The 25,244-nt window shown below is 40.5% G+C and carries 22 protein-coding genes and 1 pseudogene; all 23 read right to left on the minus strand.

What is annotated here, in order from left to right; translation table 11 throughout:
* A pseudogene (locus IV73_RS06670) lies at window positions 1-230 on the minus strand (signal recognition particle-docking protein FtsY); the annotation flags it as partial.
* A 37-nt stretch (window positions 231-267) separates the two neighbouring features.
* Window positions 268-969, minus strand: a complete 702-nt coding sequence (gene rnc, locus IV73_RS03655) for a ribonuclease III (RefSeq protein WP_057755056.1) — start codon at window positions 967-969, stop codon at window positions 268-270.
* 89 nt (window positions 970-1,058) lie between these two features.
* Window positions 1,059-1,301 (minus strand): acyl carrier protein, encoded by a 243-nt coding sequence (gene acpP / locus IV73_RS03660; RefSeq protein ID WP_057755059.1) that lies wholly within the window; start codon window positions 1,299-1,301, stop codon window positions 1,059-1,061.
* 121 nt (window positions 1,302-1,422) lie between these two features.
* Entirely contained in the window at window positions 1,423-2,457 is a 1,035-nt protein-coding gene (plsX, locus tag IV73_RS03665) for a phosphate acyltransferase PlsX (protein ID WP_057755062.1), read from the minus strand.
* 54 nt (window positions 2,458-2,511) lie between these two features.
* Window positions 2,512-4,578 carry an ATP-dependent DNA helicase RecG gene (recG, locus tag IV73_RS03670; RefSeq protein ID WP_236697730.1) on the minus strand — a complete coding sequence of 689 codons (2,067 nt, stop codon included), beginning with the start codon at window positions 4,576-4,578 and terminating at the stop codon, window positions 2,512-2,514.
* Between the two features lie 138 nt (window positions 4,579-4,716).
* The gene (locus IV73_RS03675) at window positions 4,717-6,171 is read right to left on the minus strand and encodes an NCS2 family permease (protein ID WP_057755065.1); all 1,455 of its coding nucleotides are present in this window, start codon (window positions 6,169-6,171) and stop codon (window positions 4,717-4,719) included.
* Between the two features lie 262 nt (window positions 6,172-6,433).
* The gene (argS, locus tag IV73_RS03680) at window positions 6,434-8,116 is read right to left on the minus strand and encodes an arginine--tRNA ligase (RefSeq protein ID WP_057755068.1); all 1,683 of its coding nucleotides are present in this window, start codon (window positions 8,114-8,116) and stop codon (window positions 6,434-6,436) included.
* Window positions 8,117-8,137: 21 nt separating this feature from the next.
* Window positions 8,138-8,470, minus strand: coding sequence for a hypothetical protein (locus tag IV73_RS03685; RefSeq protein WP_057755070.1), 333 nt, complete (start codon window positions 8,468-8,470; stop codon window positions 8,138-8,140).
* A gap of 68 nt (window positions 8,471-8,538) precedes the next feature.
* Window positions 8,539-10,071 carry a Mur ligase family protein gene (locus IV73_RS03690; RefSeq protein WP_057755072.1) on the minus strand — a complete coding sequence of 511 codons (1,533 nt, stop codon included), beginning with the start codon at window positions 10,069-10,071 and terminating at the stop codon, window positions 8,539-8,541.
* 3 nt (window positions 10,072-10,074) lie between these two features.
* Window positions 10,075-11,370 (minus strand): bifunctional folylpolyglutamate synthase/dihydrofolate synthase, encoded by a 1,296-nt coding sequence (locus IV73_RS03695; RefSeq protein WP_057755076.1) that lies wholly within the window; start codon window positions 11,368-11,370, stop codon window positions 10,075-10,077.
* 212 nt (window positions 11,371-11,582) lie between these two features.
* Complete coding sequence (htpX, locus tag IV73_RS03700; protein WP_057755079.1) at window positions 11,583-12,476, minus strand: zinc metalloprotease HtpX; 894 nt, start codon at window positions 12,474-12,476, stop codon at window positions 11,583-11,585.
* Window positions 12,477-12,495: 19 nt separating this feature from the next.
* Window positions 12,496-13,056 carry a LemA family protein gene (locus IV73_RS03705; RefSeq protein ID WP_057755082.1) on the minus strand — a complete coding sequence of 187 codons (561 nt, stop codon included), beginning with the start codon at window positions 13,054-13,056 and terminating at the stop codon, window positions 12,496-12,498.
* Window positions 13,057-13,081: 25 nt separating this feature from the next.
* Window positions 13,082-14,806, minus strand: coding sequence for a phospho-sugar mutase (locus IV73_RS03710; protein ID WP_057755085.1), 1,725 nt, complete (start codon window positions 14,804-14,806; stop codon window positions 13,082-13,084).
* A gap of 177 nt (window positions 14,807-14,983) precedes the next feature.
* Complete coding sequence (locus IV73_RS03715) at window positions 14,984-16,660, minus strand: DAK2 domain-containing protein (RefSeq protein WP_057755088.1); 1,677 nt, start codon at window positions 16,658-16,660, stop codon at window positions 14,984-14,986.
* A 29-nt stretch (window positions 16,661-16,689) separates the two neighbouring features.
* Window positions 16,690-17,052, minus strand: a complete 363-nt coding sequence (locus tag IV73_RS03720; protein WP_057755091.1) for an Asp23/Gls24 family envelope stress response protein — start codon at window positions 17,050-17,052, stop codon at window positions 16,690-16,692.
* A 306-nt stretch (window positions 17,053-17,358) separates the two neighbouring features.
* Window positions 17,359-17,559: a 50S ribosomal protein L28 gene (rpmB, locus tag IV73_RS03725; RefSeq protein WP_003609111.1), complete on the minus strand. Its 201-nt coding sequence runs from the start codon at window positions 17,557-17,559 to the stop codon at window positions 17,359-17,361.
* 130 nt (window positions 17,560-17,689) lie between these two features.
* Window positions 17,690-18,361, minus strand: a complete 672-nt coding sequence (locus IV73_RS03730; protein ID WP_057755093.1) for a thiamine diphosphokinase — start codon at window positions 18,359-18,361, stop codon at window positions 17,690-17,692.
* A gap of 3 nt (window positions 18,362-18,364) precedes the next feature.
* Window positions 18,365-19,021: a ribulose-phosphate 3-epimerase gene (gene rpe / locus IV73_RS03735; protein ID WP_057755095.1), complete on the minus strand. Its 657-nt coding sequence runs from the start codon at window positions 19,019-19,021 to the stop codon at window positions 18,365-18,367.
* A 34-nt stretch (window positions 19,022-19,055) separates the two neighbouring features.
* Window positions 19,056-19,970, minus strand: a complete 915-nt coding sequence (gene rsgA / locus IV73_RS03740; RefSeq protein ID WP_057755098.1) for a ribosome small subunit-dependent GTPase A — start codon at window positions 19,968-19,970, stop codon at window positions 19,056-19,058.
* Window positions 19,971-20,168: 198 nt separating this feature from the next.
* Window positions 20,169-22,145, minus strand: coding sequence for a Stk1 family PASTA domain-containing Ser/Thr kinase (gene pknB / locus IV73_RS03745; RefSeq protein ID WP_057755101.1), 1,977 nt, complete (start codon window positions 22,143-22,145; stop codon window positions 20,169-20,171).
* Window positions 22,132-22,887 carry a Stp1/IreP family PP2C-type Ser/Thr phosphatase gene (locus IV73_RS03750; RefSeq protein ID WP_057755102.1) on the minus strand — a complete coding sequence of 252 codons (756 nt, stop codon included), beginning with the start codon at window positions 22,885-22,887 and terminating at the stop codon, window positions 22,132-22,134. The genes pknB and IV73_RS03750 overlap by 14 nt, the downstream gene beginning before the upstream one ends.
* A 35-nt stretch (window positions 22,888-22,922) precedes the next feature.
* On the minus strand, window positions 22,923-24,296 hold the full coding sequence (gene rsmB / locus IV73_RS03755; protein ID WP_057755105.1) for a 16S rRNA (cytosine(967)-C(5))-methyltransferase RsmB: 1,374 nt from the start codon (window positions 24,294-24,296) through the stop codon (window positions 22,923-22,925).
* A complete protein-coding gene (gene fmt / locus IV73_RS03760; RefSeq protein WP_057755108.1) occupies window positions 24,289-25,242 on the minus strand; it encodes a methionyl-tRNA formyltransferase in 954 nt (317 codons plus the stop codon). The genes rsmB and fmt overlap by 8 nt, the downstream gene beginning before the upstream one ends.
* Between the last annotated feature and the right edge of the window lie 2 nt (window positions 25,243-25,244).

Below are 25,244 nucleotides of genomic sequence, written 5' to 3' on the forward strand. Positions count from 1 at the left end.
ATGATAGTCGCATCTTTGGCTGAATTGTCAACCATAGATGGCTTTATTACCACATTTTTTATTTCATGTGGCTCTAACACTTCGACACGAACCGGACTCTTTAAGCTAGCCAATTCGACTGGATGATCAGCATCAATATGCGGATATAGCGTTTCTACTTCCACCACCGTTGCCTTTTGTGGTGTTTCTTCTCCAGTAAAGGCTCGTTTAATCGCATCAAATAATCCCATTTACCTTACCTCATCATTTTAAAATGTTTGCCGTTACTTATTTATCCATGGTTAAATCTTTATAAGCGCGCCGAGCAGCAACTTTTTCAGCATCTTTTGTGGACTTTCCTTCACCAACAGCTAATTGCTTACCGTTCAATTGCACAGCTACAGTAAAAATCTGTTCATTATTTTCAATTTGTTCTTCTGAAATTTTTTGATAATTAATATCAACGGTTCCATTTTTTTGCAATAATTCTTGTAATTTTGATTTATAATCAACAAACCGATCATAAAATCCCGTATCAATCTTAGAAAAGAATACCTGCTCCAAAAGGTTCATGACCGCATCTTGACCTTGATCCAAGTACAAAGCTCCAATAAAGGCTTCCCATAAATCTTCTAACAAGCTATCGCGATTTCTGGCTCCAGAGATTTCTTCTCCGTGGCCTAATTGAACATAGTGATCAAGATGTAACTCACGTGACAAAGCTGCGAAAGAACGCGTTTGAACCATCAAAATGCGCAGCTCTGTCAATCGACCTTCATCCCAATCTGGATACCTTTTAAATAAGTAAACCGCCGAAGACTGTTGCATAATTGCGTCTCCTAAAAATTCCAAGCGTTGATAATCCCGCCCATGATAATTAGGATGTTCATTAATATAATTGGCTTGTGTTAAAGCTTCTTCTAATAAGGACAAATCATCAAAATGAATGTCATAACGTGCTTCAATCTCAGTCTGTAATTCTGAAAACATTATTTCCCTCTTTTCTGTTATTCCTTAAGTATACCAAAAAACCGGGACCCTGGGGCCTCGGTTTCACTAAATTAATTTAATCTTTTCATTTACTTTTGATGATTATAAATATAATCAACCGTATCATTAATGGTTGTGAGCTTATCCGCATCTTCATCTGGAATTTCAGCGTCAAACGCATCTTCCATTTCTAATACTAACTCCACAAAGTCAATTGAATCTGCGTCAATATCCTTTAAGAAATTTAAGTTTCCAGTTACTTGGTCCGGATTCAACTCAAAATGATCAGCAACTAGAGCTGCAACTTGATCGTAAATCGCTTGTTTTTCCATGATTATTACTTACTCCTTTAATTATCAACTTATTACTAAGTTTAAATCATGCTATCTTAGCACAAAACTGTCCGTTCTTTTAATCATTCAAAGTCAAAAGAACAAGCTAAGTATATCTTACTTAATTCTGCTGACTTGTCAAATCATTTTGATGTTCCGCTACAAAGGATTGAACGTTTCCGGTCAGATTAATCGTTAACATTTTTTCGATTTGCCCTAACGCTGCGGCAATGGCGTCCGGTCCCGCTGAACCATGAGCTTTCACTACTGGTGCTTTCACCCCCAGCACGACCGCGCCACCATATTGTTCCGGATTAAACTTTTCACCCAAATTTTTAAGTGCTGGCAATAATAACAAGCCGCCTAATTTCGTTCGTAAATTCCCTTGCTTAATCATGTTTTTAAGCATCTTCATCAACGTTTTTGCCGTTCCCTCAGTAGCTTTTAAAGCCGCATTTCCAGAGAAACCATCCGCAACTACTACGTCAGCGGCACCTTGCAATAATTCTGAAGATTCCACATTACCAATAAAATTCAAATACTTAGCATCAGACCCATTTTGTAATAAAACATGTGCTTCTTTATGCACTGAATCCCCTTTATCTGGTTCCGTCCCGTTATTCAACAGACCAACCCGCGGATTTTCATATTGTAAAATATCGTGCGCATAAAACGAACCTAAAATTCCATATTCATACAAATGACTAGCGCGATTTTCAGCATTCGCTCCCATATCCATCATGACAAAAGCATCATGCAGTCCGCCCATTGCTGGCATCAAGGTCATTAAAGCCGGACGACTAATCCCCTTTATTCGGCCAATCAAAAAGATAGCTGCTGCTAACACAGCTCCAGTATTTCCAGCGGAGAAAAAGGCATCTGCTTCCCCTGTTTTCACTGCTGTAGCGGCCATCACTAACGAACTTTGCTTCCGAGTCCGAACTGACTTAACTGGTTCGTCAGCCATGCCTAATGCATCGTCAGCTTGCACCAACTCAATTTGGCGTAAGTCCTGAATTAGCGGTTTCACTTTTGCTAAGTCACCATATAAAATAAATTCAACATTTGGCAATTGTTCGCGTGCCTTCTCAACCCCGGCAACCACCGTCTCTGGCGCATGATCGCCGCCCATTGCATCAACCGCAATTTTATACATTTTTATGGCCTCTTTTTTCTTTTTTTTCAATTTTACCACATCCCTCAAAATACCTTAATCAAAATTCCGGTACCGTTCCATGGTTTCCGATAAATAATGCGCCAAAGCTTTATTTTCTGGTGCTTGATCCCAATTGGGAGCATCTAACACCTGCATCGCACTTTGCTGAGCCGCCTCCATCATCAATAAATCTTTGACTGGATCACCTATCTTAAATTCGGGCATCCCCGATTGTCGACGACCAAGTACATCCCCGGCTCCACGCAATTCTAAATCCTTTTGTGCCAACACAAATCCATCTGTTGTTGCCGTCATGGCCTCCATTCGCTCAATGCCAAATTGCGTCTTTGGATCAGCAATTAAGAAAGCATACGATGCGCGTGATCCACGTCCGACGCGGCCACGCAATTGGTGTAACTGAGCCAAGCCAAAACGATCCGCGTCCAAAATCATCATAACGCTCGCATTGGGCACGTCAACGCCCACTTCAATAACGGTCGTGGCCACCAAAACTTGAAATTGGTTGGATTTAAATTGGCTCATCACAGCATCTTTTTCTTGATTATTCATCCGACCATGGAGCAGCCCAACTTGATATTGCGGCATAAAATACTTTTGTAACTCTTCATACACCGCGTGAGCATTTTGGACATCTAGCGCTTCAGACTCTTCAATTAAAGGCGTGACCACGTAAGCTTGCGCGCCTGTTTCTAATTGCTGCAAGATAAACTTGACCACTTGCTCTAAGGCATTCCCCCGCAACCAACGGGTCTGAATCGGCTGACGTCCCTTTGGTAATTGATCAATCACTGAAATATCCATCTCTCCATAACTCGTAATCGCCAACGTTCGCGGAATCGGGGTCGCCGTCATTGCTAAGATATCGGGATTCATCCCAATTTCACGTAACTTAGCTCGCTGTTTAACCCCAAAACGATGCTGCTCATCAATAATTGCCAAGCCTAAATTATGAAAGACGATATCGTCTTGAATTAACGCATGGGTTCCAATCAACAAATCAATTGATCCATCTGCCAAATCAGCTAATATTTGCCGTCTGGCTGCCGCCTTCGTCGAACCCGTCAACAATTCAACGCGCACTTCTGCCGGGTCAAAAAAGTCCCCTAATGTTTTGGCATGCTGTTGTGCTAGAATTTCCGTTGGGGCCATCAGCGCCGCTTGCATGCCGGCCGTAAATGCGGCATAAATCGCTAAAGCTGCTACCACCGTTTTACCCGAACCTACGTCGCCCTGCAACAAACGATTCATATGCTTAGGGCGGCGCATGTCAGCAACAATTTCATTGACCACCTTTTTTTGAGCATCCGTTAATTCAAAAGGTAACGTTTGAATGAAAGCTTTCAAACGTGGATTATCAAAGACGATTGCGCGCCCTTGATGATTTTGATCCATTAACTTTAATAGCTGCATCCGCATTTGAAAAATAAAAAATTCTTCAAACGAAGCCGTGCGCCGTGCATTTTGCGCCTCAATCAAAGATTGCGGAAAGTGCATTCCAAAAAACATCGCTTTACGTGACAACAATTTATATTGAGCTCGAATTGATTCTGGAATTAGGTTCACTAAATCATCTTGATATTTGCCTAACGCTTGCTCTATTAAACTTTTTAACGTCCGTTGTTGAATTTCTTTGGAAGCGGGATAAATAGCTTCCATTTCATCGACCTGATCAGGTAATAAAATTTTAATCCCACTCAGAGTTTGTTTACTTTTTTCATAAGTCCCATAGACCGCGACCTCTTGTTCTAAATCCAGTTTCTTTTGCAACCACGGTTGATTGAAAAAAGTCACCGCAATATTATCATGTTCAACTAAAAGCCGAAAATTTAACCGCGTTTTTTTATAACCAAATCGCGATAAAACTGGGGCTGAAGAAACCATGCCTTTAAACGTAACCTTTTCGCCGTCACCTGTTTCAGATGGTAGCTTTGTCGCCAAATCACTATATCGCAATGGAAATTTCATTAATAAGTCTTCAATCGTGAAGATAGATAAATGATGTAACCCGAGCAAACGCTTCTCACCTACTCCGCTCAATTCTTCCACGGAATTTTCTAATGGGATAGGCGCTGCGCCCATGGTATTAGTTTCTTCCTCCATTTTTTCACATCCTTCCGCAAAGCTTTATTCTCTTAATAGTTTAGCATTTTTTGCGATCAGAAAAAATTAATGCAACAATGCTTCCTCACTTAACAAAAAAAGCATTGAATTCTCATTCAATGCTTGGATACTAGTGGCTTAGCCAATTGCCATCGCTACGAAATTTAACATAAAGAGCAATGCAATTACCCACAATACCGGCGTAATCTCATGACGCTTATGCCGAGCTAACTTCACAACGATAAATAGAATAAAGCCAGCAGCAATTCCATATGAAATCGAATATGACAAGGCCATAAAGGCGGATGTAAAGAACGCTGGGATGGCAACTTCAATGTCATTCCAATCAATAGCTTTGAACTCATTCATCATTGAAATTCCAACCACGATTAAAATTGGCGCCGTAGCAGCTGAAGGTACAACCCCCACCAATGGGGCAGCCACAATTGAAAAGATGAAGCCAATGGCAACCACCACCGACGTCAATCCGGTCCGACCACCAGCATTAATACCAGCCGCAGATTCAATAAAGGTCGTTGTATTTGAGCTTCCATACATCCCGGCTAACATCGTCGCAAAAGTATCAGCAACCAAGCCACGATCCATCTTTGACTTAAAGCCTTTACCTTCTTCAAATTCTTTTTGATCTTTCTTTGAGAAAATTCCAGTCGTCATTCCAGTTCCAATAAAGGTTCCAATTGCATCAAACAAACCTGACAACCCCATTGAGAAGACCGTTAAAATCACAACCAAAATTTGCTTTGGAGTGGTAAACATTGACCATAATCCATCCTTCCCCAAGGCTGCGCCGAAAACTGTTTGGAAGTCATGGAAAGTCATTGAAAATGAATTTGCAATATCAACATGTAAATTAGTGACGCCCATGGGAATCCCAATCACGGTTGTAATCAATACTGATAATAGATAGGCTCCACGCACATTTTTAATCACTAGTACAACTAAAATTAAAAAGCCAAGCAATGCTAGTAAAACCGGGGCCGTATTGAAGTTCGCTAAAGTTGGTGTCGTTCCACCATTGGCCAACAAAGTATTAATTTGGCCAGCCTTATCCGCTGGATTGAAAGCATGATTATTTAAAGTCTCAATATTTTCACCACCTACGATGAAATTAATGAATCCAGCATTTTTTAAGCCAATATAAGCAATGAACAATCCAATTCCAGCAGCAATTGCATGCTTTAATTGTACCGGAATGGCTTTCACAATCGAAGCTCGTAATTTAGTTAATGTAATAACCACATCGACTAACCCAACTAAAAAGACCATCCCCAAAGCTTGTTGCCAAGTAAAGCCTAGGCCAAACACAATCGTATATGTAAACATGGCCTGCATCCCAATTGATGGTCCAATGGCATATGGTAAGTTCGCAAAAAGTCCCGTAATTAAGGTCCCCGTCACAATCGTTAAAATCGTGGCTAAAAATACCCCTTGTGACGGCATCCCCGTCATTGACAAGACGGATGGGTTTAAAAAGATAATATATCCCATGGCAATGAAAGTTGTTAAGCCTGCTGTAATTTCAGTGCGAACCGATGTATTATTTTCTGATAATTTGAAAAATTTTTCTAACACAATGCACTCCTTAAAAATAAAATAGCGCCTTTAAGTATTAATACCAAAGGCGCATGAAAGAAGAAAACGACGTAAAGAAAAGCCTTTACGTCGCTAACTAATATAATTTTAAATTACTCTAAAAAAGCAATCAAATTATGTTTTCATAGTCTGTGGCAAAACACGTTAACGACTAAAATAATTGAAATATTGTTATTAACAATACCCTTCTATCTTTTATTCGTCAAGCTCTTTTTGAAATCTTTGCCACAACTAAGCTATTTTACATTTCAACAGGCGCTGACACTCCTAAGAGACGTAATGCCTCAGTCAAAGTGTTTGAAACCGCTTGAACCAAAGCCAAACGTGCATTCAATTCGGCATCATCAGCTAAGATTTTAGAATTAGCATAGTACTTATTAAATGTCCGTGCTAGGTTCAAAGCATATTTAGCCACAACTGATGGTTCGCGATCGCGCCAAGCCCGGCGAATCACATTTTCGAATTCGCCAAGGAGCTTTTCAGTCTCCCAGACTTGTTCGTCACTAATCTCCAACTGATTTTCGTCAATTTCTTGATCAGCCTTCCGCAAGATTGAGTGTGCTCGTGCATTGGCATATTGAACGTATGGTCCGGTATCACCTTCAAAACGCACCACTTCTTCCAACTTAAAGTCAAAGTTCAAAGTCCGGTCGTTCATCAAATCATGGAAGACCACCGCTCCGGTTCCAACTTCATGGGCAGTCCGCTCTTTATTGGCCAAATCAGGGTTCTTTTCATTAATTTGTTCCAAAGCCAACTTCTCTGAATCAGCTAAAACATCCTTTAACAAAATAATCCGTCCTGAACGCGTTGAGAGTTTCTTTCCATCAACCGTAATCATTCCAAATGAAATGTGTTCAATATCATCAGCCCAAGCGTAACCCATCTCATTCAAAATGGCCTTCAATTGCTCAAAGTGCTCACGTTGCTCACCACCAACCACATACAAAGATTTAACGAAATTGTACGTCTTCTTCCGGTACGTGGCAGCAGCCAAATCACGCGTCATATACAGCGTGGCACCATCGCTTCGCTTAATCATCGCTGGATTCAAACCGTAAGCTTCCAAGTTCACAATTTGAGCACCTTGTGATTTTACTAGTTTGTGCTCTTGCTCTAACTTCTCAACAACACTGTCCATCTTATCATTGTAGAAAGCCTCACCATTGAAAGAATCAAATTGGATATCTAATGTATCGTAAAGATCCATAAATTCCTTCAATGATTCATCCCGGAACCATTGCCACAGTTGGATGGCTTCTTCATCACCGTCTTCTAGCTTCTTAAACCACATCCGGCCTTCATCATTTAACTCAGGAAGCTTCTCGGCTTCAGCGTGGAATTGCACGTAATATTTAACCAAAGTATTAATTGGATCGGCTTTCACCGCTTCTTCTGATCCCCAACGCTTATAAGCAACGATCAACTTACCAAACTGAGTTCCCCAATCACCTAAATGATTAATCTTAATTGGTTGGTAACCATTAGCAGATGAAATTTCTGCTAATGAGTTTCCAATAACGGTTGAACGAAGGTGTCCCATTGACATTGGTTTAGCAATGTTTGGCGATGACATATCAATCGTCACATGTCCAGCTTCACCATCAGTGTTGTGACCATAATTTTCAGTTTGCAAAACTTTAGCTAAAATTTGGCTTCCAGCGGTTTTAGGATCCATAAAAAAGTTGATATACGGTCCCACTGCTTCAATCTTCTTAAAGCCAGTTTGGTCAATCTTCTCCACCAAGTCAACGGCGATAATATTTGGAGCCTTCTTTAATTGTTTAGCTAAAATAAAAGTTGGGAAAGCATAGTCCCCTTTACTTGAATCTTTTGGAACTTCAATCTTGTCAATCAAAATTTGCTCATCTAGTTCGGGCTCCGCCTGTTTTAAGGTCGCTGCCACTTGTTTTTTATAGTCCATATTCTGACCCTCCTGCTTCACTTATTCATCATCTTTGACAATTGCTGTTTTAGAAGCTGTTTTTTCATCCTTGGTTGGTGCCTCATCTTCGACTGGTACTTCACGAGGGGCCGGGTTATCCGTCTTTACTAAGATTTTAGTATCTGACATCCGGGTAATGGCACGCCGATTGTATTCCACGACCGTTGCTTCATCACTTGGATCATTATCCGTAATCATCACCAATAATGCATGCTCATAAACCTTTTCGACAATTCCTTTAAAATCATGTTCAAAGTTAGCAAAAGCAGGTGCTTCAACGTAATCACCAATATCAAATTCGGATGTATTAATCATCGGTTCTTTTTTAGCCATTGGTAATTCTCCTTCTTATTTTGCATAAACATTCAAATCAAACTTAATCCATTATACCAAAAAAAACACTAACTTTCTAGGTCGGTAACGATTTCTTGCGCAATCTCCCAATCATTGGCATATGGAGTATTAACACCATTTATTTTCTGATACTCATCTAAGCCTTTCGCTGCTAAAACAACGACATCATCAGGCTGAGAAGCCGTAATGGCTAACTTAATCGCCTTAGCACGATCCATCTCTCGCATAACTTCGACCTGGGGGTTAACAATAGCAGCTTGAATTTCATCCGCAATGCCGGAGGGATCTTCATATTGAGGATCGTCGGCCGTTAAATATGCAACATCAGCAGCTTCGCTAATGGCTTGTCCAATGCCTGGGCGTCTAGAAACACCCTTATTACCGGGCGCTCCGACTACAATGCGTAATTTCTTCACGGTTTCATTCGAACGGATAAACTGCAATAACGCCGCAATAGATGCATAGTTATGCGCATAATCCACATAGATTGTTCCATGCTTTTGTGTATTAAAAATTTGCATCCGACCAGGAATCTTAACTTCACTCAAACCTGTTTGAATCGCTGCCACATCCGCTCCAACTAGGCGACTAGCAATTGCCGCAGCGGTTGCATTGCTTTCGTTAAAATCACCAGGCAAGTCTAACTGATAGCTGGCCTCAATCCCCAAGCGCTTTCCTTGTTCATCCTGTGTTACAAGCTCAAATTGTGATCCTTGTAAATCAGCATATTTTGTTTGATAGGCTACATCACTCCAATTTTCTTCAAATGTTTGCCCATATAACCAAATCCCATCCCGTGGCAACATATCCTCAGCACGTTCCATAATTTCACCAAAATGGTCGCTCTCGACATTCAAAACCACTTGATCAGAATGATCAATTAACATCAACTTATGCGCTAAATAATCCGCAAAAGTTGGATGCTCATTTTCACCAATATGATCTGGTGAAATATTTAAAAAGATTCCTACATCATACCGTAAACCGTAAACGCGTCGCATCTTAAACGCCTGTGAAGAAACTTCCATCACCATATGTGTCATTCCATTATCAACCGCTTCTCGCATTAATTTAAACAAATCAATCGATTCTGGCGTAGTCAAGCTTGACCGATAATGATGTTTAGGATTAGGGCCCGTAATTTGGCTAATCGTTGAGGACAGGGCCGTCTTATGGCCAGTCGATGTATCCAATATCGAATACATCATGTAAGCAGTTGAAGTCTTCCCTTTAGTTCCAGTAACCCCCACTAATTTCAAGGCGTTTTGCGGATAATCATAAAAAGCCATCCCCACAATACTCATAGCAGCTAAAGTATCATCCACATACCAAACTGGTACCGCTAAATCCAAAGCTTTCTCAATAGGAGCAACCACTCCAGCGGCTCCTTTAGCCATTGCTTGTTCCAAATATTTAGCTTTAAAATTTCCTTTAATAAAGAACAAATCGCCTGGTTGCACCGCTTGTGAATTATAGCTAACACCTGTCAGCACTAATTCAGGCTGGTCGTTGGTAACATTTTGCCTTAAAAGACCTTCTGATTGTAATAAATTAGTAATTTGATTTGCTTTTAAACCCATTAGTTATTCCTTTTCGTTCGTTCCGATTGCTTGCAAAGTATAAAATGATCCCGTTACCACAACCAAAGCGTGCGATGATTCTCGATAATGCCGGGCTAACTGCACCGCCGCACTGGGATCATCGGCAATCTCAATATCCAAGTCTGTATTGTGCACACAATAAGAAGCTAAGGCATCAGCTGTCATTGCGTCCTTACTATTTGGCGTCACCGCAATGATAGTTGAAGCCACATCCGCCACCAAATCAATCATGTCATGAGCGTTTTTATTATCTAATACGCCTAGTACAAAGACTGGCTTGAAAGGCAAATGCCAAGCTTTAATCGAATCAATTAAACCACTAATGCCGGCTGGCGTATCAGCACCATCATATAACACATTGCGTTGTGCATTAAATTCCATCCGCCCGGGAATTGAAACATGTGCTAAAGCTGTGGCAATTCGATCATTGGATAACCAAAATCCTTTTTTCCTTAAAACACCAATAATCTGTAGCACCGTACTTAAATTATAAGCTTGGTAATTACCGGTTAATGAAAGATACAAATCTGGCAGATCATCAATATTGAGCCGCAATCCTTTAGGTGAACTCGATAAAACCGTAATTTTCGGTACTTTGGCTGGGTTCCAGATTGCGCCAACTTGCTCAGCTCGCTTTTTTAAAATTTTAAAGGCGACTGCCTCTTGTCCAGGGTAACTAACTACAATCGACCCAGGCTTAATAATTTTACTTTTTTCTTCGGCTACATGAGTTAAACTTTGACCTGTTTGGAGCACATTGTCAACCGAAATTTTTGTGAACGCCACAATAAACGGATGAGCAATTACCCGGGTCGCATCTAAGTCGCCAGCGTGACCAGCTTCAAAAACAACAAAATGTAAATTTTGACGATCAAAATAAATCAAAGCAATTAAAACCCACCATTCAAACCGCGACAATACCGAAAAGTCACCACCATGGCGCTTAATCTGTGTAATAACATCGTTAACAATTTTGACGACTTCATCCGTCGTAATTGCTTTCTCATTGACCGTAATCATCTGTAAATCATCTTTTACGGCTTGTGATGAAAAGTGGCCAATCCGATAATTGCTCTCCGATAAAACCCGGGTTAAAATAGCACCAGTTGATCCACGACCATTTGTTCCCGCAACATAAATAATCCGTAAACTCTTATCCGGATTACCCATCCACGACAAAACTTCTCGGAGCATGCCGACACGGGCTAAGCTAGGTTCAGTCACACCAGCCGCACTAATCTTTTTCATAATCTTGTTGTATTCTTCGCGCCCCATCATAACTACTGTCCTTATATCTATATTAATGATTGCAAATTATTCAATCTGGATCAAATTAACGTTTTTCAAATTTTTTCACAGTGACTATCTTATACCTTAAAGTAAAAAAGCACCATCATAAAAATACTCTGATGATGCTTAAATATTCGTTGAAGCTTATTAAGCTTGGAATGATGCATGCTAAATTGCCATTCTACAATAATTCAAAACCATTACATCTTTCCCAATGCGGCAATTCGGTCTTCAACCGGCGGGTGTGTGGCAAAGAGCTTATTCATATTTTCAGCAGACAAAGGATTGCTAATATAAAGACCCGCACTGGAAGGTGCGACATTCTCTTCCTCCATCGGCTGACTCTGCGAAATCTTTTGCAAAGCCTGAATCAAGGCTTGCGGATTACGAGTTAGCTCGACCGCACCTGCGTCCGCCAAAAATTCGCGATTCCTTGAAATAGCCAACTGTACCATCGTCGCAACCATAGGGGCGAGGACCAAAACAAGTAAAGAGACTACCACTCCAACGATGTTCGTCGCGTTATTGTCATCATCACGCCGGCTACCACTTCCCCAAAACATGAAGTTCGTCCCAAAATTAGCGAGCAAAGAGATCAAAGAAGTCAAAGCAACTGCTAAAGTCTGAACTCGAATATCATAATTTCGAACATGAGTCATTTCATGGGCCATGACACCTTCCAATTCATTACGATTTAGCGTTTCTAAGATTCCTCGAGTGGCAGCGACTGCCGCTTGGTTGGGATTATTCCCCGTCGCAAAAGCATTTGGGGATGGATCATCAATAATAAAGACCCGCGGCATTGGCACCTGCGCCACTAAAGCCATATCTTCAACAACATGCCATAATTCTGGTGCCTCAGCGGGACCGCTAACTTCCTGAGCATGATTCATTTGCATAACGATATCAGTCGACTGACTAAAAACGTATACTCCATAAATCAGACCCAAAACTATTGCGATTAATAACCCCATCGATGCTGAACGCCACATAAAGTACCCTAAGGCAGCTCCTACGAGACCCACAAAGAAGAAAAACACCAAAAAGAGTCCAACGGTTTTACGCTTATTTTTGGTAATCTGTTCAAATAGCATGTCTCACTCCTTACTAACCTTAATCATCAAATGAGACTTTGGGCACACTTTTTTCAGCTTCCGGTGTTTCTAAAAAGACAGCTGGCTTAAAATGACTTAAATTAGCCACAATTGATGTCGGGAACATTTGTAACTTAGAATTATAATTTGCCGTTGTTGTATTAAATAATTGACGTGAATAAGCAATCTTATTTTCCGTATTCGTCAATTCTTCCATTAACTGTTGATATTGTTGATTGGCTTTTAAATCCGGATATGCTTCGGATAAAGCAAAAATTGATTTCAAAGAATTCGACAATTGATTTGAAATTTCCATTTTGGCTTGTGGATCATCATCTGATACCGTCATCAATTGATTCCGCAATCCAACGACTTTTTGCAAAGTTGATTGCTCATACTTAGCATAACCCTTCACCGTTTCCAACAAGTTTGGGATTAAATCATTCCGCCGCTTTAATTGTACATCAATCTGTGACCACGCTTCTTGCGTATGCATCCGAGCAGCCACTAATCCATTATAAATCACTACATATATAATAACTAAGACTACGATAATTCCTAAAAATATCCACATAAGCATTCACCCTTTCTAATCGCTTTACTGTTTAATCAATGTATTCTTGAATTGTGGCTTGAATGGCCGCCAATTTCTCAGCCGCTTGTTCTGCAGTGGCGCCCTTAGTTCCCACGTAGAACTTAATTTTAGGCTCCGTTCCAGAAGGACGAACAGCCACCCATGAACCATCGCTTAGCCAATATTTCAATACTTCTGCCTTAGGCAAAGTCATTGATGTCATTTTTTGTGTCAAAAGGTTTAATTCAGTTGACCGAGCAAAGTCTTGCAAGCTCTCTACCTTGATCCCGCCAAATGCAACTGGCATATTCTCGCGGAAATTAGCAATTATCTTTTCAATACGATCCTTCCCATCAACGCCGTCAAAAGTTAATGATTGCGTATTTTCTGCGAAGTAACCATACTTTTCAAACAATTCTTGCACACCATCATAAACTGTCTTACCTAATGACTTATAATAAGCCGCCACTTCGGCCATTAAGACGGTCGCTTGAATTGAATCCTTATCGCGCGCAAATGGTTTAACTAAATAGCCATATGATTCTTCAAAGCCAAAGAGGAAGGTATGTGCGCGTGTCGTCTCGTATTCTTTAATTTGTTCGGCGATATATTTAAAGCCGGTCAAAACGTTAATCGTCTGAACCCCAAAGCTTTGGGCGATATCAGCCGCAAATTCTGAAGATACAATTGACTTTACCAAGACCCCATTAGCTGGCAAGCTATGAGCAGCTTGATTTGCTGTAAGAATGTAATGCATCATAACGGCTCCAATTTGGTTACCAGTCAACAAAACATACTCACCAGAAGGTTGGCGTACCGCCGTCCCCATCCGGTCAGCATCTGGATCAACCGCAATCACCACATCAGCCCCGTTGGCTTTAGCTAAATCAATCCCCATTGCCAGGGCCTTAGGATCTTCCGGATTAGGCAATTTAACCGTTGGAAAATCACCATTGGGTTCCTTTTGTTCGGGAACCATCGTCACATTTTTAAAGCCAGCCTTTTCCAAAGCTGGTCCAGCAATGGCAGCACCCGTTCCATGTAATGGTGAATAAACCAACTTCATATCGCGTCCTACTGTTTCAATTAGCTCATGATTAATTGAAACGGTCTGTACATTTTTAAGGTAAGCTTGATCGATTTCATCCCCCACCACTTGATACAAACCAGCTTGTTGCAAAGACGTCATTTCAGCAACTGGTACTGCAAACATGTCAGCTTGACGAATTTCATTGGTAATGATATCTGATTCCTTTGGTGGCATCTGTCCACCATCTTCACCATAAATTTTATAACCATTATAATTCTTTGGGTTATGTGATGCTGTAATCATAATTCCAGCATAAGTTCCTAAGTGCCGGACTGCAAATGATAATTCTGGCGTTGGTCGCAAAGCATCAAAAACATAAGCTTTAATGCCATGGGAACCTAAAACTTTTCCTGCTTCTTGCGCAAAGACCCGAGAATAGTGGCGCGAATCATATGAAATCACTACTCCACGCTGCTTGATTGCTTCATCATTAAATGAATCCATCAAACGCGCTAAACCTTCTGTTGCTTGCCGCACCGTATAAATATTCATCCGATTAATACCGGCCCCTAAAATGCCGCGCATCCCAGCGGTTCCAAAACTTAGTGGGGTATAAAAAGCATCTTCTTTTTCTGCATCAGTTTTTAAATTATTTAAGTCTTCTTTTAAATCAGCTGGTAAATCTGGCTTATTTTGCCACAATTCATAATTTTCTTTCCAGTTCATGATTATTCTCCTCCATAGTTCAGTAAAACTATATTTGTTTTATTATATCACAGCCCTTAAATCGCAAGCGATGCCTTTTATTAAATCGATCAACATTTATAAAAAATAAAAAATGAGTACCCTTTAAAATGACAAAGATACTCACTAAAAAATCCATGAACTGGATTAATTAATACATTATTCAACTGCAATATAGATTGGATAGAGTGGTTGATTCCCTTTTTGGATGTCAACATCAATATCATCATCTAGATTAGTGACAATTTCTGCCAATTGGTTGGCTAACTTCTCATTACCGTCTTCACCATAGATGATAGTAACCATTTCATCTTCTTCAGTTAACATCTTCTTCAACAAAGCTTCCGCTGCACCTAGGATGTCTGCATCTGGCTCTGAAACCACGATATCGCCATCAAAAATTCCAATTGCATCTCCACTATGAATATTCAAGCCTTTCATAGTCGTATCCCGCACTGAAGTTGTGATTGAACCTGACTTAACATTGCCCATCGCATCAGTCATGGTAGCAGCATTCGTCGTCAAATCTGCATCTGGATTATATCCAACCAATAACGCGGTTAATCCTTGTGGAATGGTCCGCGTCTTAATAATTTCGACTGGTACATCGACCATGCTCTTAGCTTGTTCAGCGGCCATAAAGATATTTGAATCATTTGGCATAATCAAAACTTCTTTAGCCCCACTCTTTTGAATTGCTTCTACAATATCGGACGTTGACGGTGCTTGCGTGGCATCAATAATGATATTGGCCCCAGATGATTGAAAGAGATTTTGTACCCCTGTTCCAGTGGCAATCGCAATAATGGCACGCTCGATTTGAACTGACTGCTCATTTTTCTTTGCAGTTTCAGCTTCTTTTGATGCTTCAGCTTGTTGATTACGCATATTATCAACTTTCGTTTTACGTAATGACCCAAACTTAAGGCCCCATTCAAAGACTTTTCCGGGGTGTTCCGTGTGCACATGCACTTTGACTACTTCGTCATCATTAATAACTAACAATGAGTCACCTAGTTCAGCTAAATATGCATAAAATGTATCATAATCAAAATCAGTGTCATAAGTCGTTCCAACACCAAGATCAACCATCATTTCAGTACAGTATCCATATTTAATATTTTCAGGATTCAATTCACCTTGAACCCCAGTGTTGTGCATTTCTTTGATCATAGCTTCTAAGCCAGCATTATCAACGGTATCATGATTAGTTTCTTGACCAGATAAGACTGCATAAAAAGCTTCTAAGACGATGACCAATCCTTGACCACCAGAATCAACTACGCCAACCTCTTTTAAGACCGGCAATAGATCGGGTGTTGAAGCTAAGGCTACTTCAGCCGCATCGTAGGCCGCTTTAGCTACCGTCACGACGTCATCAGACTCTTTTGCCGTATTATTGGCAGCCGTTGCCGCTTCACGAATAACGGTTAAAATCGTTCCCTCGGTGGGCTTCATCACCGCTTTATAAGCTGTTTCAGCTCCACCCATTAAACCATTTGCAAAAGTCCGAGCTGTCAAAACATCTTCGTCTTTAACTGCCGAAGCAAATCCTCGGAAGATTTGTGATAAAATCACTCCCGAATTTCCACGTGCGCCCATTAAGAGCCCTTTTGACGTTGCTTTAGCTAAAACGCCTAGTCGTGTATCAACCTCATCACGTTCATATTCAGCTCCTGAAGCCATTGACAAAGTCATATTCGTTCCCGTGTCACCATCTGGGACTGGGAAAACATTCAACTTATTAATTTTTTCAGCATTGTTTTGCAAGGCACTTGCTGCCGCATTAATCATTTTGCCAAATTCAACATTGGTAATTTCCGTTACAACTTCCACAGTTTTTAATCCTCCGCCATTTACGCGTCTTATTCGCCCAAGATTCGTACACCCTGTACGATAACATTAACTTCATCAGCGACAACGCCCAACATACTGCTCAAATCATTCTTAACACGAGCTTGGACACTTTTTGAAATTTCTGAAATTTTCATGCCATATCCGACAATAATATAAACGTCCACTGCAATTCCATTTTCAATCTCACGTACGACAACGCCACGGCCATAATTATCACCGCTCAAAGCTTGATTAATTCCATCTCGTACAGGCGTCTGGCTCGCCATTCCAACAACACCATAATTATCAGTGGCTGCTCCACCAACAATTTTGGAAATTACATCGTTCTCAATTTGAACCATGCCTTGTTCGGTTTGAATTTTAACTGCCATGTCCAACACCCTCCTCTAAATCAATAATTGTATTTTTAATTTTAGCCCTATGAAAATTCTACTTAACGCAAAGAGCCTTCTACATATTCTACCGCATTTTTAATAAATTTAAAAAGATACGTTCAAATCATATGGAGAATTATAACGCACAAAGCCCAACTGTACAACAAAGTTTGAGCTTCGAAATAATTTAAAAAGCGTAATATTTCGTTAAGCGCCCCGTCAAGCCTTTTTGTATCTCAATACTTATCACTAAAATATAAAAAAAGTAGTCGACTATAAGTTGACTACCCTTTTCTATGAATTTTAAACGCGTTCAATTGAACCGTTCTTCAACCCAGCCTTCAAAGTACGGGCTGACAAGTAAACTTTCTTAGGGGCTGAACCGTTAATCTTAACGGTAACCTTTTGCAAGTTTGGCTTCCAGCTACGGCGGCTTGAGTTAAGAGCGTGTGAACGTTGGTTTCCAAAGCGTGTACGCTTTCCGTTGACTGCATCAACTGCCATGATGTGACCCTCCCATCTTAAGCTCATTATTTCAGTGCTTTTATTTACTTTAATTATATTATCAAAGCCCCACCCAATATGCAAGTGTTTCTGTAAAGTATTTTTACTTTACATCAATTTTTTAGGCTTTTCATGCTTTTTTAACGTCTTTGGACTGGATGACAGCAATCATTCCTTGCTCAAAAGAAAAATGATTGTGACTTCCATTAAATTCATTTGAACCCCAGATTTTAGGACCACCAGACCACTGCAAAGGATATTTTTCATCAGGCAACTCTAAATTTACCACCGGTTCCAAGGCAGCAAACCCTAAATAACGCAACTCAGGATTACGTTGAATTGTATAACTACCTGGTAAATAAAAGCGAATTTCATTATTTCGATCAATAAGCACCACTCGTTGCGCAAGTTCCCGAAAATCTGGCTCAATAAACATCCATATATTCCCTAACGCGTGATCTGCTCGGCCGCCCGTCGCCCCATAAATTTCTATCCACTTTGGGGAAAATCGCTGATCAACAGCTTTAAGAAGCGCTTGAGTATCGGTTGAAATTTGTTCAAATTTTTGGACAACCGTTGGTACTACCTGCTCAATTTTTTGCCGTTCAGCCGGACTAATTGAATCAAAATCGCCAATCGCAAAAATCGGTGGCTGATTTAGCGTAATCAAATCAATTGTTCCCCGATCTGCTGCTGCCCAAGGCCCTGATAATTCACCATTTTTCAATTCATCTGGCCACTCAGAATGTGGCCCGCCCAAGAGAATTCGCATTCGATCTTGCGGTAATACCGTATGTGCCATTTTTTAAGCCGTAACTTCCTTCAAACGAGCCACCTTAGCAGCCGGATCAACTTTATCATAAACATATGAACCAGCCACAGCCACGGTTGCTCCAGCATCATAAGCTAACTTAGTAGTCTCATCGTTGGCTCCACCGTCAATTTCAATATCAAAGTCATATCCATTGGCTTGCTTCAAAGCTGCTAATTGCTCAATTTTCTTAACTGTTTCAGGCAAGAACTTTTGTCCACCAAAACCAGGGTTAACCGTCATAACCAAAACTTGATCTACCATATACAAAACTGGTTCAATCGCTGAAACTGGGGTTCCAGGGTTAATCACGACTTCTGACTTAATTCCATGCTCATTAATTTGTTGCAAAGCGCGGTGCAAATGTTGAGTGGCTTCATAGTGCACTCCCAAAATATCAGCCCCGGCCTTGGCAAAATCATCAACATAACGTTCTGGTTGTTCAACCATCAAGTGAACGTCCAAAACCATGTTTGTCTTGGCTTTCAAAGCTTTCACCCATCCAGGACCATATGAGATGGATGGAACAAACATTCCGTCCATCACATCGATGTGCAAATATTCTGCTCCAGCGTCCTCAACCGTCTTAACATCGGCTTCCAAATTCAAATAATCTGCTGCTAAAATTGATGGTGCTACTTTAATTGCCATAATTTCCTCATTTCTATGATTGTTATATTAAGCACTAATGCTTCTTATCATGTTTATTATATACCGGACGTCGGCCTTCAATCAAATCATAAAATAATTTATAGTTGTCATAACGTGATTCCATAATTTCACCATCTGCTACAGCTGCTTTAACCGCGCATCCAGGCTCATTTAAATGTTGGCATCCCCGGAAACGACAACCTTTTGAAATTTGATTAATTTCCCGAAAATACAAGGTCAATTCCCGCGAAGGCATTTTAAAAACATCAAACGTCGAAAATCCAGGCGTGTCAGCAACCCAACCCTGACCTAACGAAACCAGTCCCACTTGGCGCGTTGTATGTTTACCACGACTCAACGCTTGTGAAACTTCTCCCGTTTTCAATTGTAACTCAGGATCTAAGTGATTTAACAAAGTTGATTTACCAGCTCCCGTTTGACCCATAACAACATTTAAGCCATGATCTAACTCATTCCTAATTTCGGTTAGACTCGCTTGATCAAACGCTGTTTGAGGTAAAATAACTTGGTAACCAGCTCGCCGATACCCATCTGATAATTTTTCAAATTGATGCAATTCAGCTTCCGTTAGTAAGTCGGTTTTAGTGAAATAAATAATTGGTTCGATATCATCACTTTCCAAAGTCACCAATTGACGATCTAATAAATTAGTCGAAAAGTCAGGCAACCTCACCGCCGTGACCAAAACAGCCTGATCAATATTTGCCACCGGTGGCCGTACCAAGCTATTCCGCCGTGAGTCAATTTCTAAAATATAACCTTCTATTTGATTATCCGCCGTAAAGGTCACAAAATCCCCTACTAATGGGGTCTGGCCCTTCTTTCGAAAATTACCCCGCGCCCGTGTGCGATACATTAATCCATCATCTGTTAAAACATCGTAAAAACCGGCTAATGATAAATGTATTTGTCCATGATAATTCGTCATTCTTTCCCCTTGTCTTAAAGTTTTCTCTCATTGTAACCTAAGCTCGCGTATCAAAACAAGCATAACCTGTGGGCTAGATTAATAGCAGCATCTTTTAACATTAAAAAATTCATGTCCTACTAGATCTATTAGCAGAACATGAATTTTAATTGATACTATATACGTCAACTTCACAGCCTTGTTTTTTATAATCCATTTTTAGGAATGACCATCCGCGTTATTATCATCACCACTATGACTATTTCCAGTTCCAGCCGAAACAGTTACTGTAATGGTATTCCCCTTTTGCATCTTATCACCGGCCGAAACGCTTTGGCTCGTAATCTTACCTTTTTCGGCTGAAGACGTTACGTCCGTTTTCGGTTGAACATTAATTCCATTTTTCTTAGCCCAACTTTGAACGTCACTTAAGGTTTTTCCACCAAAATCAGGTACGGTTACATCGTTAGAACCGGTTGAAATAGTAACCGTAATAACGGTCGCAAACGTTACTTTAGTTCCCGCTTTCACGGACTGACTAATCACCATATCAGCCGCCACTGTATCCGAACCAACTTGGTTAAACGAAACAGTTAATCCATTCTTATCAGCCCAAGCTTGAACTTGACTTTGACTCATATTTTGAAAACTAGGCACCGTAATGGTCTGCTGACCCCTAGAAACAGTAAAAGTTACCGTGGTATCACCAGGATTAACCAGCGTTTCTGCATCAACATCTTGCTCAATAATATAGCCTTCAGGAACATCTGTACTATTTTGCTGGACTTCTTTGACCGTAAAGCCCTTTTCTTCTAGCTGATGCTCAACTTTACTATACTTCTCACCAGTATAATCACCAAAACGGACTTTTTTAGCACCTGTTGAAACATACAAATTAACTGAAGAACCTTTGTCAACTTTGGTTCCTTCTCGAGGATCCGTCTTGATTACTTTTCCTTTACTAATTTGTTTATTGGAAACATGATAAACTTCACCGACTTTTAAGCCATCTTCCTTCAACGAATTTTTAGCCGATTTTTCAGTATAGCCTCGGAAGTCCGTCATAGTGACTTTATCAGACGAAACTAGTCCCACAATTAAAAAGATACCTAAAATTAAAGCTAATAATCCACCAAAGAACATCATACGGCGCCGTTTTTTAGATATTTTCTTTTTTGGCTTCTTTTGTGGTTTCTTTTCTTGTTCTTTTTGTTTTCTAGAAATTAGAGACGGACTAACTGCCCCATCTGCTTTGACATCTTTATTAGCGACCGCCGCAGCGGCCCCTATGACAGAAGCTGGGATAATTTTAGTTGCCGTACTATTAGAAATATCATTTTTAGCTGCCATTTCCAAACGAGGCTCATTAATCCGATCTTCTGCCATTACAGTTGATAAATCTTCACGCATTTCATCAACTGAATTATAACGATCCATTGCATTTTTTTGAGTTGCTTTTAAAATCACATTCTCTAAGGCTTGTGGAATTCGTGGATCAATATCACGCACGAAAGGCATCGGTTGTGTAGAGTGCATTAAAGCAACACTCACTGCTTCCGGCGCATCAAATGGAACCTTCCCCGCTAACATCTCGTACAAAATGATTCCTAATGCATAAATGTCACTCCGCGTCGTTGCTATGCCACCTTTAACTTGCTCGGGCGACATATAATGAATCGACCCAATTGCAACATCGGTTTTGGTCAAACCTAAACTCGATTGAGCCAAAGCAATCCCAAAATCAGTAATCTTAGCTCTTCCGGCTTCGTCAATTAAAATATTTTGAGGTTTTAAATCACGATGAATAATATTATGACTATGCGCCATCGCTACTCCAGCTAAAATATCATCCATAATTTGTAACGTCCGAGTAATCGTCAAGGGATGGTGCTTAGCAATATAACGCTTTAAATCCTCACCTTTGACGTACTCAGTGACTAAAAATTGTAACTGATTAGTCTCTCCAAAGTCATAAACCTGAATAATATTTGGATGTACTAATTCTGTCGAAGCCGCAATTTCATTTTCAAATCGTTGCCGAATCGTGCTATCATCGCGTAAATCCAATCGCAATAATTTGACTGAGACGTCACGATCCAAAATCATATCGTGGGCGCGATAGACATTGGCCATCCCCCCCTCACCTAGAGGTTCAATAATCTTATACCTTTCGGCAATTAACTCATTTGCTTGCATGTTGGCTACCAACCCCTTCTTGAATTCCCAACAAGGCTGTGACGTTATCTGGTGTTCCTTGTTGATTGGCAGTTGTAATTAAACTGGCTACGGCTTTAGAAATACTATCTGCTTGTTGAATAATCTGAATAATCTCATGATCTGTCAGCGCTTTACCTAAACCATCAGTAGTTAACAACAATAAATCGCCTTCTTTAATCCGCATATCTTGAATATCTGGATTAGCCGCTTCAGTTGCACCTAATTGCCGAGTGATCATATGCCGTCCAGGATGGTCAGCCGCTTCTTCAGACGTAATCGCCCCTTTGCGTAGTAATTCACTCGCCAAATTATGGTCCTGTGTTAATTGTAATATACTGTCCCGCCGCAATAAGTATGCCCGTGAATCACCTAAATTAGCAATCACTAAGGCATCGGGTAAAATCACTGCAATCACTAAGGTTGTTGCCATCCCCTGTAGTGTTTTATACCGATTGGCTGTCTTCAAAATTTCTTGATTTTCTTGAATGGTTTGTTCAACCAGCCATGCTCTAACCGTTGAAACTTGATCGAAATTGGTTTTAGTCCAATCATTGCCAATATGTGAAACCGCCATGGTTGCCGCTACATCACCAGCATTTTGTCCGCCCACACCATCAGCAACAATGGCCAATTGTAATCCTTTTTGATTGACAAAAACATCAACATAATCTTGATTTTCCGCTCGTTCTGTGCCTGTGTCGGTTGCAAAAGCCAGTCTCATACGCTAACCTCTCTTTAATTCTATCTAAAATAATCTTACTGTTTTTTTCTTAAGGTAGCAATAAAAAATCCGTCTGAACCATAATCATCTGGATAAATTTGTTGCGTGAGCTTTGTTTGACCAGATGTTTGAGCTGGTGATGTCAAAGCACCTTTTGTTTTGACTAATTCAAAATCAGAATGTTCACTTAAGAAAGCTTGTACCACGGCATCATTTTCAATTTCAAAAATGGTACAAGTTCCGTATACTAGCCGACCTTGCGGCTTTAGCTTTGGTGCGACTGCTTCTAAAATCGCTAATTGAATCTTTTGTAAATTTTGACTATCCTGGTATTGCTTTTCATACCTAATCTCTGGTTTACGACGCATTAAACCAAAGCCAGAACAAGGTGCATCGACCAAAATCGCATCAAAACTAGCATCTGCAAAGCGTTCATCAACATTGCGCGCATCTAATTGCTGTGCCATAATTTGGGCATCAACATGCAACCGTTGAGCATTTTCTTGAATTAAGCGCACCTTATGAGGATGAATATCTAATGCCTCTACCTGACCGCCTTGCTTCGGATCTAAATAAGTTGCAATTTGGGTTGTCTTTCCACCTGGTGCCGCCGCAGCATCCAATACATGCGCATTTGGTTGTAACTGTAAATTAGGCACCATCAAAGTAGCTGCCTCATCTTGAACGGTTACTAAACCATCTAATGCAGTATTAGAATTCGCAACATGCCCGTGCTCGACCACCAGCGCATCTGCACTGACCAGTGAAGGGTTAACGATAAAGCCTTCTTCTTCTAAACTAGCGATAGCTGTCTTCGGATCTGTTATAGCCCGATTAACCCGCACCGTTTGCCTAGGCGCCTGATTTAAGCTCATCGCAATCGACTGGGTTTTCTCAAAACCGACCTCTTGCTTCAATTGTTGAATGATCCAAATTGGAATAGATGTTTCAATCGAAAGCCGTTCTACTGGATCCTTGATAGCATCCATTGTTTGGACTCCTTGGCGATCAATTGCGTGCAAAATGCCCGTCACATATTTACGAATACCATCATGTCCTCGCCGCTTCGCGATTTGAATAGCTTCATCAAAAATGGCATGATTGGGAACTTTATCAAGATATTGCATTTGAAAAAGCGAAATCATCAAAAGTTCCTGGACGAACGGATCAGCTTTTCCCTTAGTAAAGGGTTGTAGCCAATATTCTAATGTCAAGCGATGTTGAATGACACCATAAACCAGGGTCGTAAGGAGGTTAACATCCCGTTGATCTAATTTTGAATCTTTAATAATTTGATTTAATTGTAAATTAGAATAAGCTCCATTTTTGACTTGTTCTAACGTCCGAACAGCTAAAGCCCGAGCATTTTGCTGTTCCCAATCTGCAATTTTTTGTTTTCCCTTACTCATTTGTAATCACCTGATCACCTTCATTAAAATTAGCGTGACCATTGAGATACGCCGTAATATCCATCACCGCCTTACCCGCTGGTTGAATCTGGTCAATTGCAACCGCATGACCATCATTTCCAGCAATCCAAAGTTCATGTTTATTTTTCAAAACCACCGTTCCAGCTTCAGCTTGATTTGTTTCATCTACCAAGTGAGCACTAATTAACTTAGTCCGCACACCATTAATCGTCGTATGCGCAATCGGAAATGGATTTAATCCCCGAATTTTATTAAAAATCGTCCGAGCCGGTTGGTTAAAGTCAATCACCTCTTCTTCTGGCTTAATCGTTGGGGCAAAAGTTACTTCCGCTTGGTTTTGAGGCCAGGCTTGATTCGTACCGGCAATTAAATCAGGTAAGGTTTGCAGTAATAAATCCCGTCCTAATAATGAAAGCTTTTCAAACATGGTCCCTGTTGTATCAGCATCAGTAATTGGCAAACGGGCTTGTGACAAAATATCTCCTGCATCCATTTCTTTAATCATGTACATAATTGAGACTCCCGTTTCATCATCACCATTCATCACAGCATAATGGATTGGGGCTCCTCCACGATATTTAGGAAGTAACGAAGCATGGACGTTAATTGCACCAATTTTAGCAGCTTTTAGCAATTTTGTTGGTAAAAATTGCCCGTAAGCTGCGGTAATCATAATATCCGGCTCCAATGCAATTAATTGGTCCATTTCAGCTGAACCAGATAATTTTGTCGGTTGGAAAATCGGTAATTGATGCTCCTGTGCTAAGGCTTTAACCGGGCTGGGCGTCAACGTATGTTTCCGTCCCACTGGTCGATCAGGTTGCGTTAAAACGGCTACTACTTCATAATCTGCTTCTTGCAACAATGCTTCTAAAATGTTCACTGCAAATACAGGTGTCCCCATAAATATAATCTTTGTCGTCATCT

Origin of the sequence: Weissella kandleri (assembly GCF_001438705.1) — a bacterium.
Lineage (GTDB): Bacteria > Bacillota > Bacilli > Lactobacillales > Lactobacillaceae > Weissella > Weissella kandleri.

Bases quoted from the DNA above. Each gene is read 5' to 3' on its own strand.
- pknB (WP_057755101.1), bottom strand. From the start codon at position 22,145: ATGCAAGCAAATGAGTTAATTGCCGAAAGGTATAAGATTATTGAACCT.
- recG (WP_236697730.1), bottom strand. From the start codon at position 4,578: ATGGAGGAAGAAACTAATACCATGGGCGCAGCGCCTATCCCATTAGAA.
- rnc (WP_057755056.1), bottom strand. From the start codon at position 969: ATGTTTTCAGAATTACAGACTGAGATTGAAGCACGTTATGACATTCAT.
- IV73_RS03750 (WP_057755102.1), bottom strand. From the start codon at position 22,887: ATGAGACTGGCTTTTGCAACCGACACAGGCACAGAACGAGCGGAAAAT.
- fmt (WP_057755108.1), bottom strand. From the start codon at position 25,242: ATGACGACAAAGATTATATTTATGGGGACACCTGTATTTGCAGTGAAC.
- IV73_RS03710 (WP_057755085.1), bottom strand. From the start codon at position 14,806: ATGAACTGGAAAGAAAATTATGAATTGTGGCAAAATAAGCCAGATTTA.
- rpe (WP_057755095.1), bottom strand. From the start codon at position 19,021: ATGGCAATTAAAGTAGCACCATCAATTTTAGCAGCAGATTATTTGAAT.
- IV73_RS03730 (WP_057755093.1), bottom strand. From the start codon at position 18,361: ATGGCACATACGGTATTACCGCAAGATCGAATGCGAATTCTCTTGGGC.
- rsgA (WP_057755098.1), bottom strand. From the start codon at position 19,970: ATGACGAATTATCATGGACAAATACATTTATCATTAGCCGGTTTTTAC.
- argS (WP_057755068.1), bottom strand. From the start codon at position 8,116: ATGGACTATAAAAAACAAGTGGCAGCGACCTTAAAACAGGCGGAGCCC.
- rsmB (WP_057755105.1), bottom strand. From the start codon at position 24,296: ATGAGTAAGGGAAAACAAAAAATTGCAGATTGGGAACAGCAAAATGCT.
- IV73_RS03685 (WP_057755070.1), bottom strand. From the start codon at position 8,470: ATGGCTAAAAAAGAACCGATGATTAATACATCCGAATTTGATATTGGT.
- rpmB (WP_003609111.1), bottom strand. From the start codon at position 17,559: ATGGCAGTTGATGCAGTCAACGGAAAGCGTACACGCTTTGGAAACCAA.
- acpP (WP_057755059.1), bottom strand. From the start codon at position 1,301: ATGGAAAAACAAGCGATTTACGATCAAGTTGCAGCTCTAGTTGCTGAT.
- plsX (WP_057755062.1), bottom strand. From the start codon at position 2,457: ATGTATAAAATTGCGGTTGATGCAATGGGCGGCGATCATGCGCCAGAG.
- IV73_RS03690 (WP_057755072.1), bottom strand. From the start codon at position 10,071: ATGGGTTTAAAAGCAAATCAAATTACTAATTTATTACAATCAGAAGGT.
- IV73_RS03695 (WP_057755076.1), bottom strand. From the start codon at position 11,370: ATGATGGGGCGCGAAGAATACAACAAGATTATGAAAAAGATTAGTGCG.
- htpX (WP_057755079.1), bottom strand. From the start codon at position 12,476: ATGCTATTTGAACAGATTACCAAAAATAAGCGTAAAACCGTTGGACTC.
- IV73_RS03720 (WP_057755091.1), bottom strand. From the start codon at position 17,052: ATGGCAGTTAAAATTCAAACCGAACAAGGCATGGTTCAAATTGAGAAC.
- IV73_RS03705 (WP_057755082.1), bottom strand. From the start codon at position 13,056: ATGCTTATGTGGATATTTTTAGGAATTATCGTAGTCTTAGTTATTATA.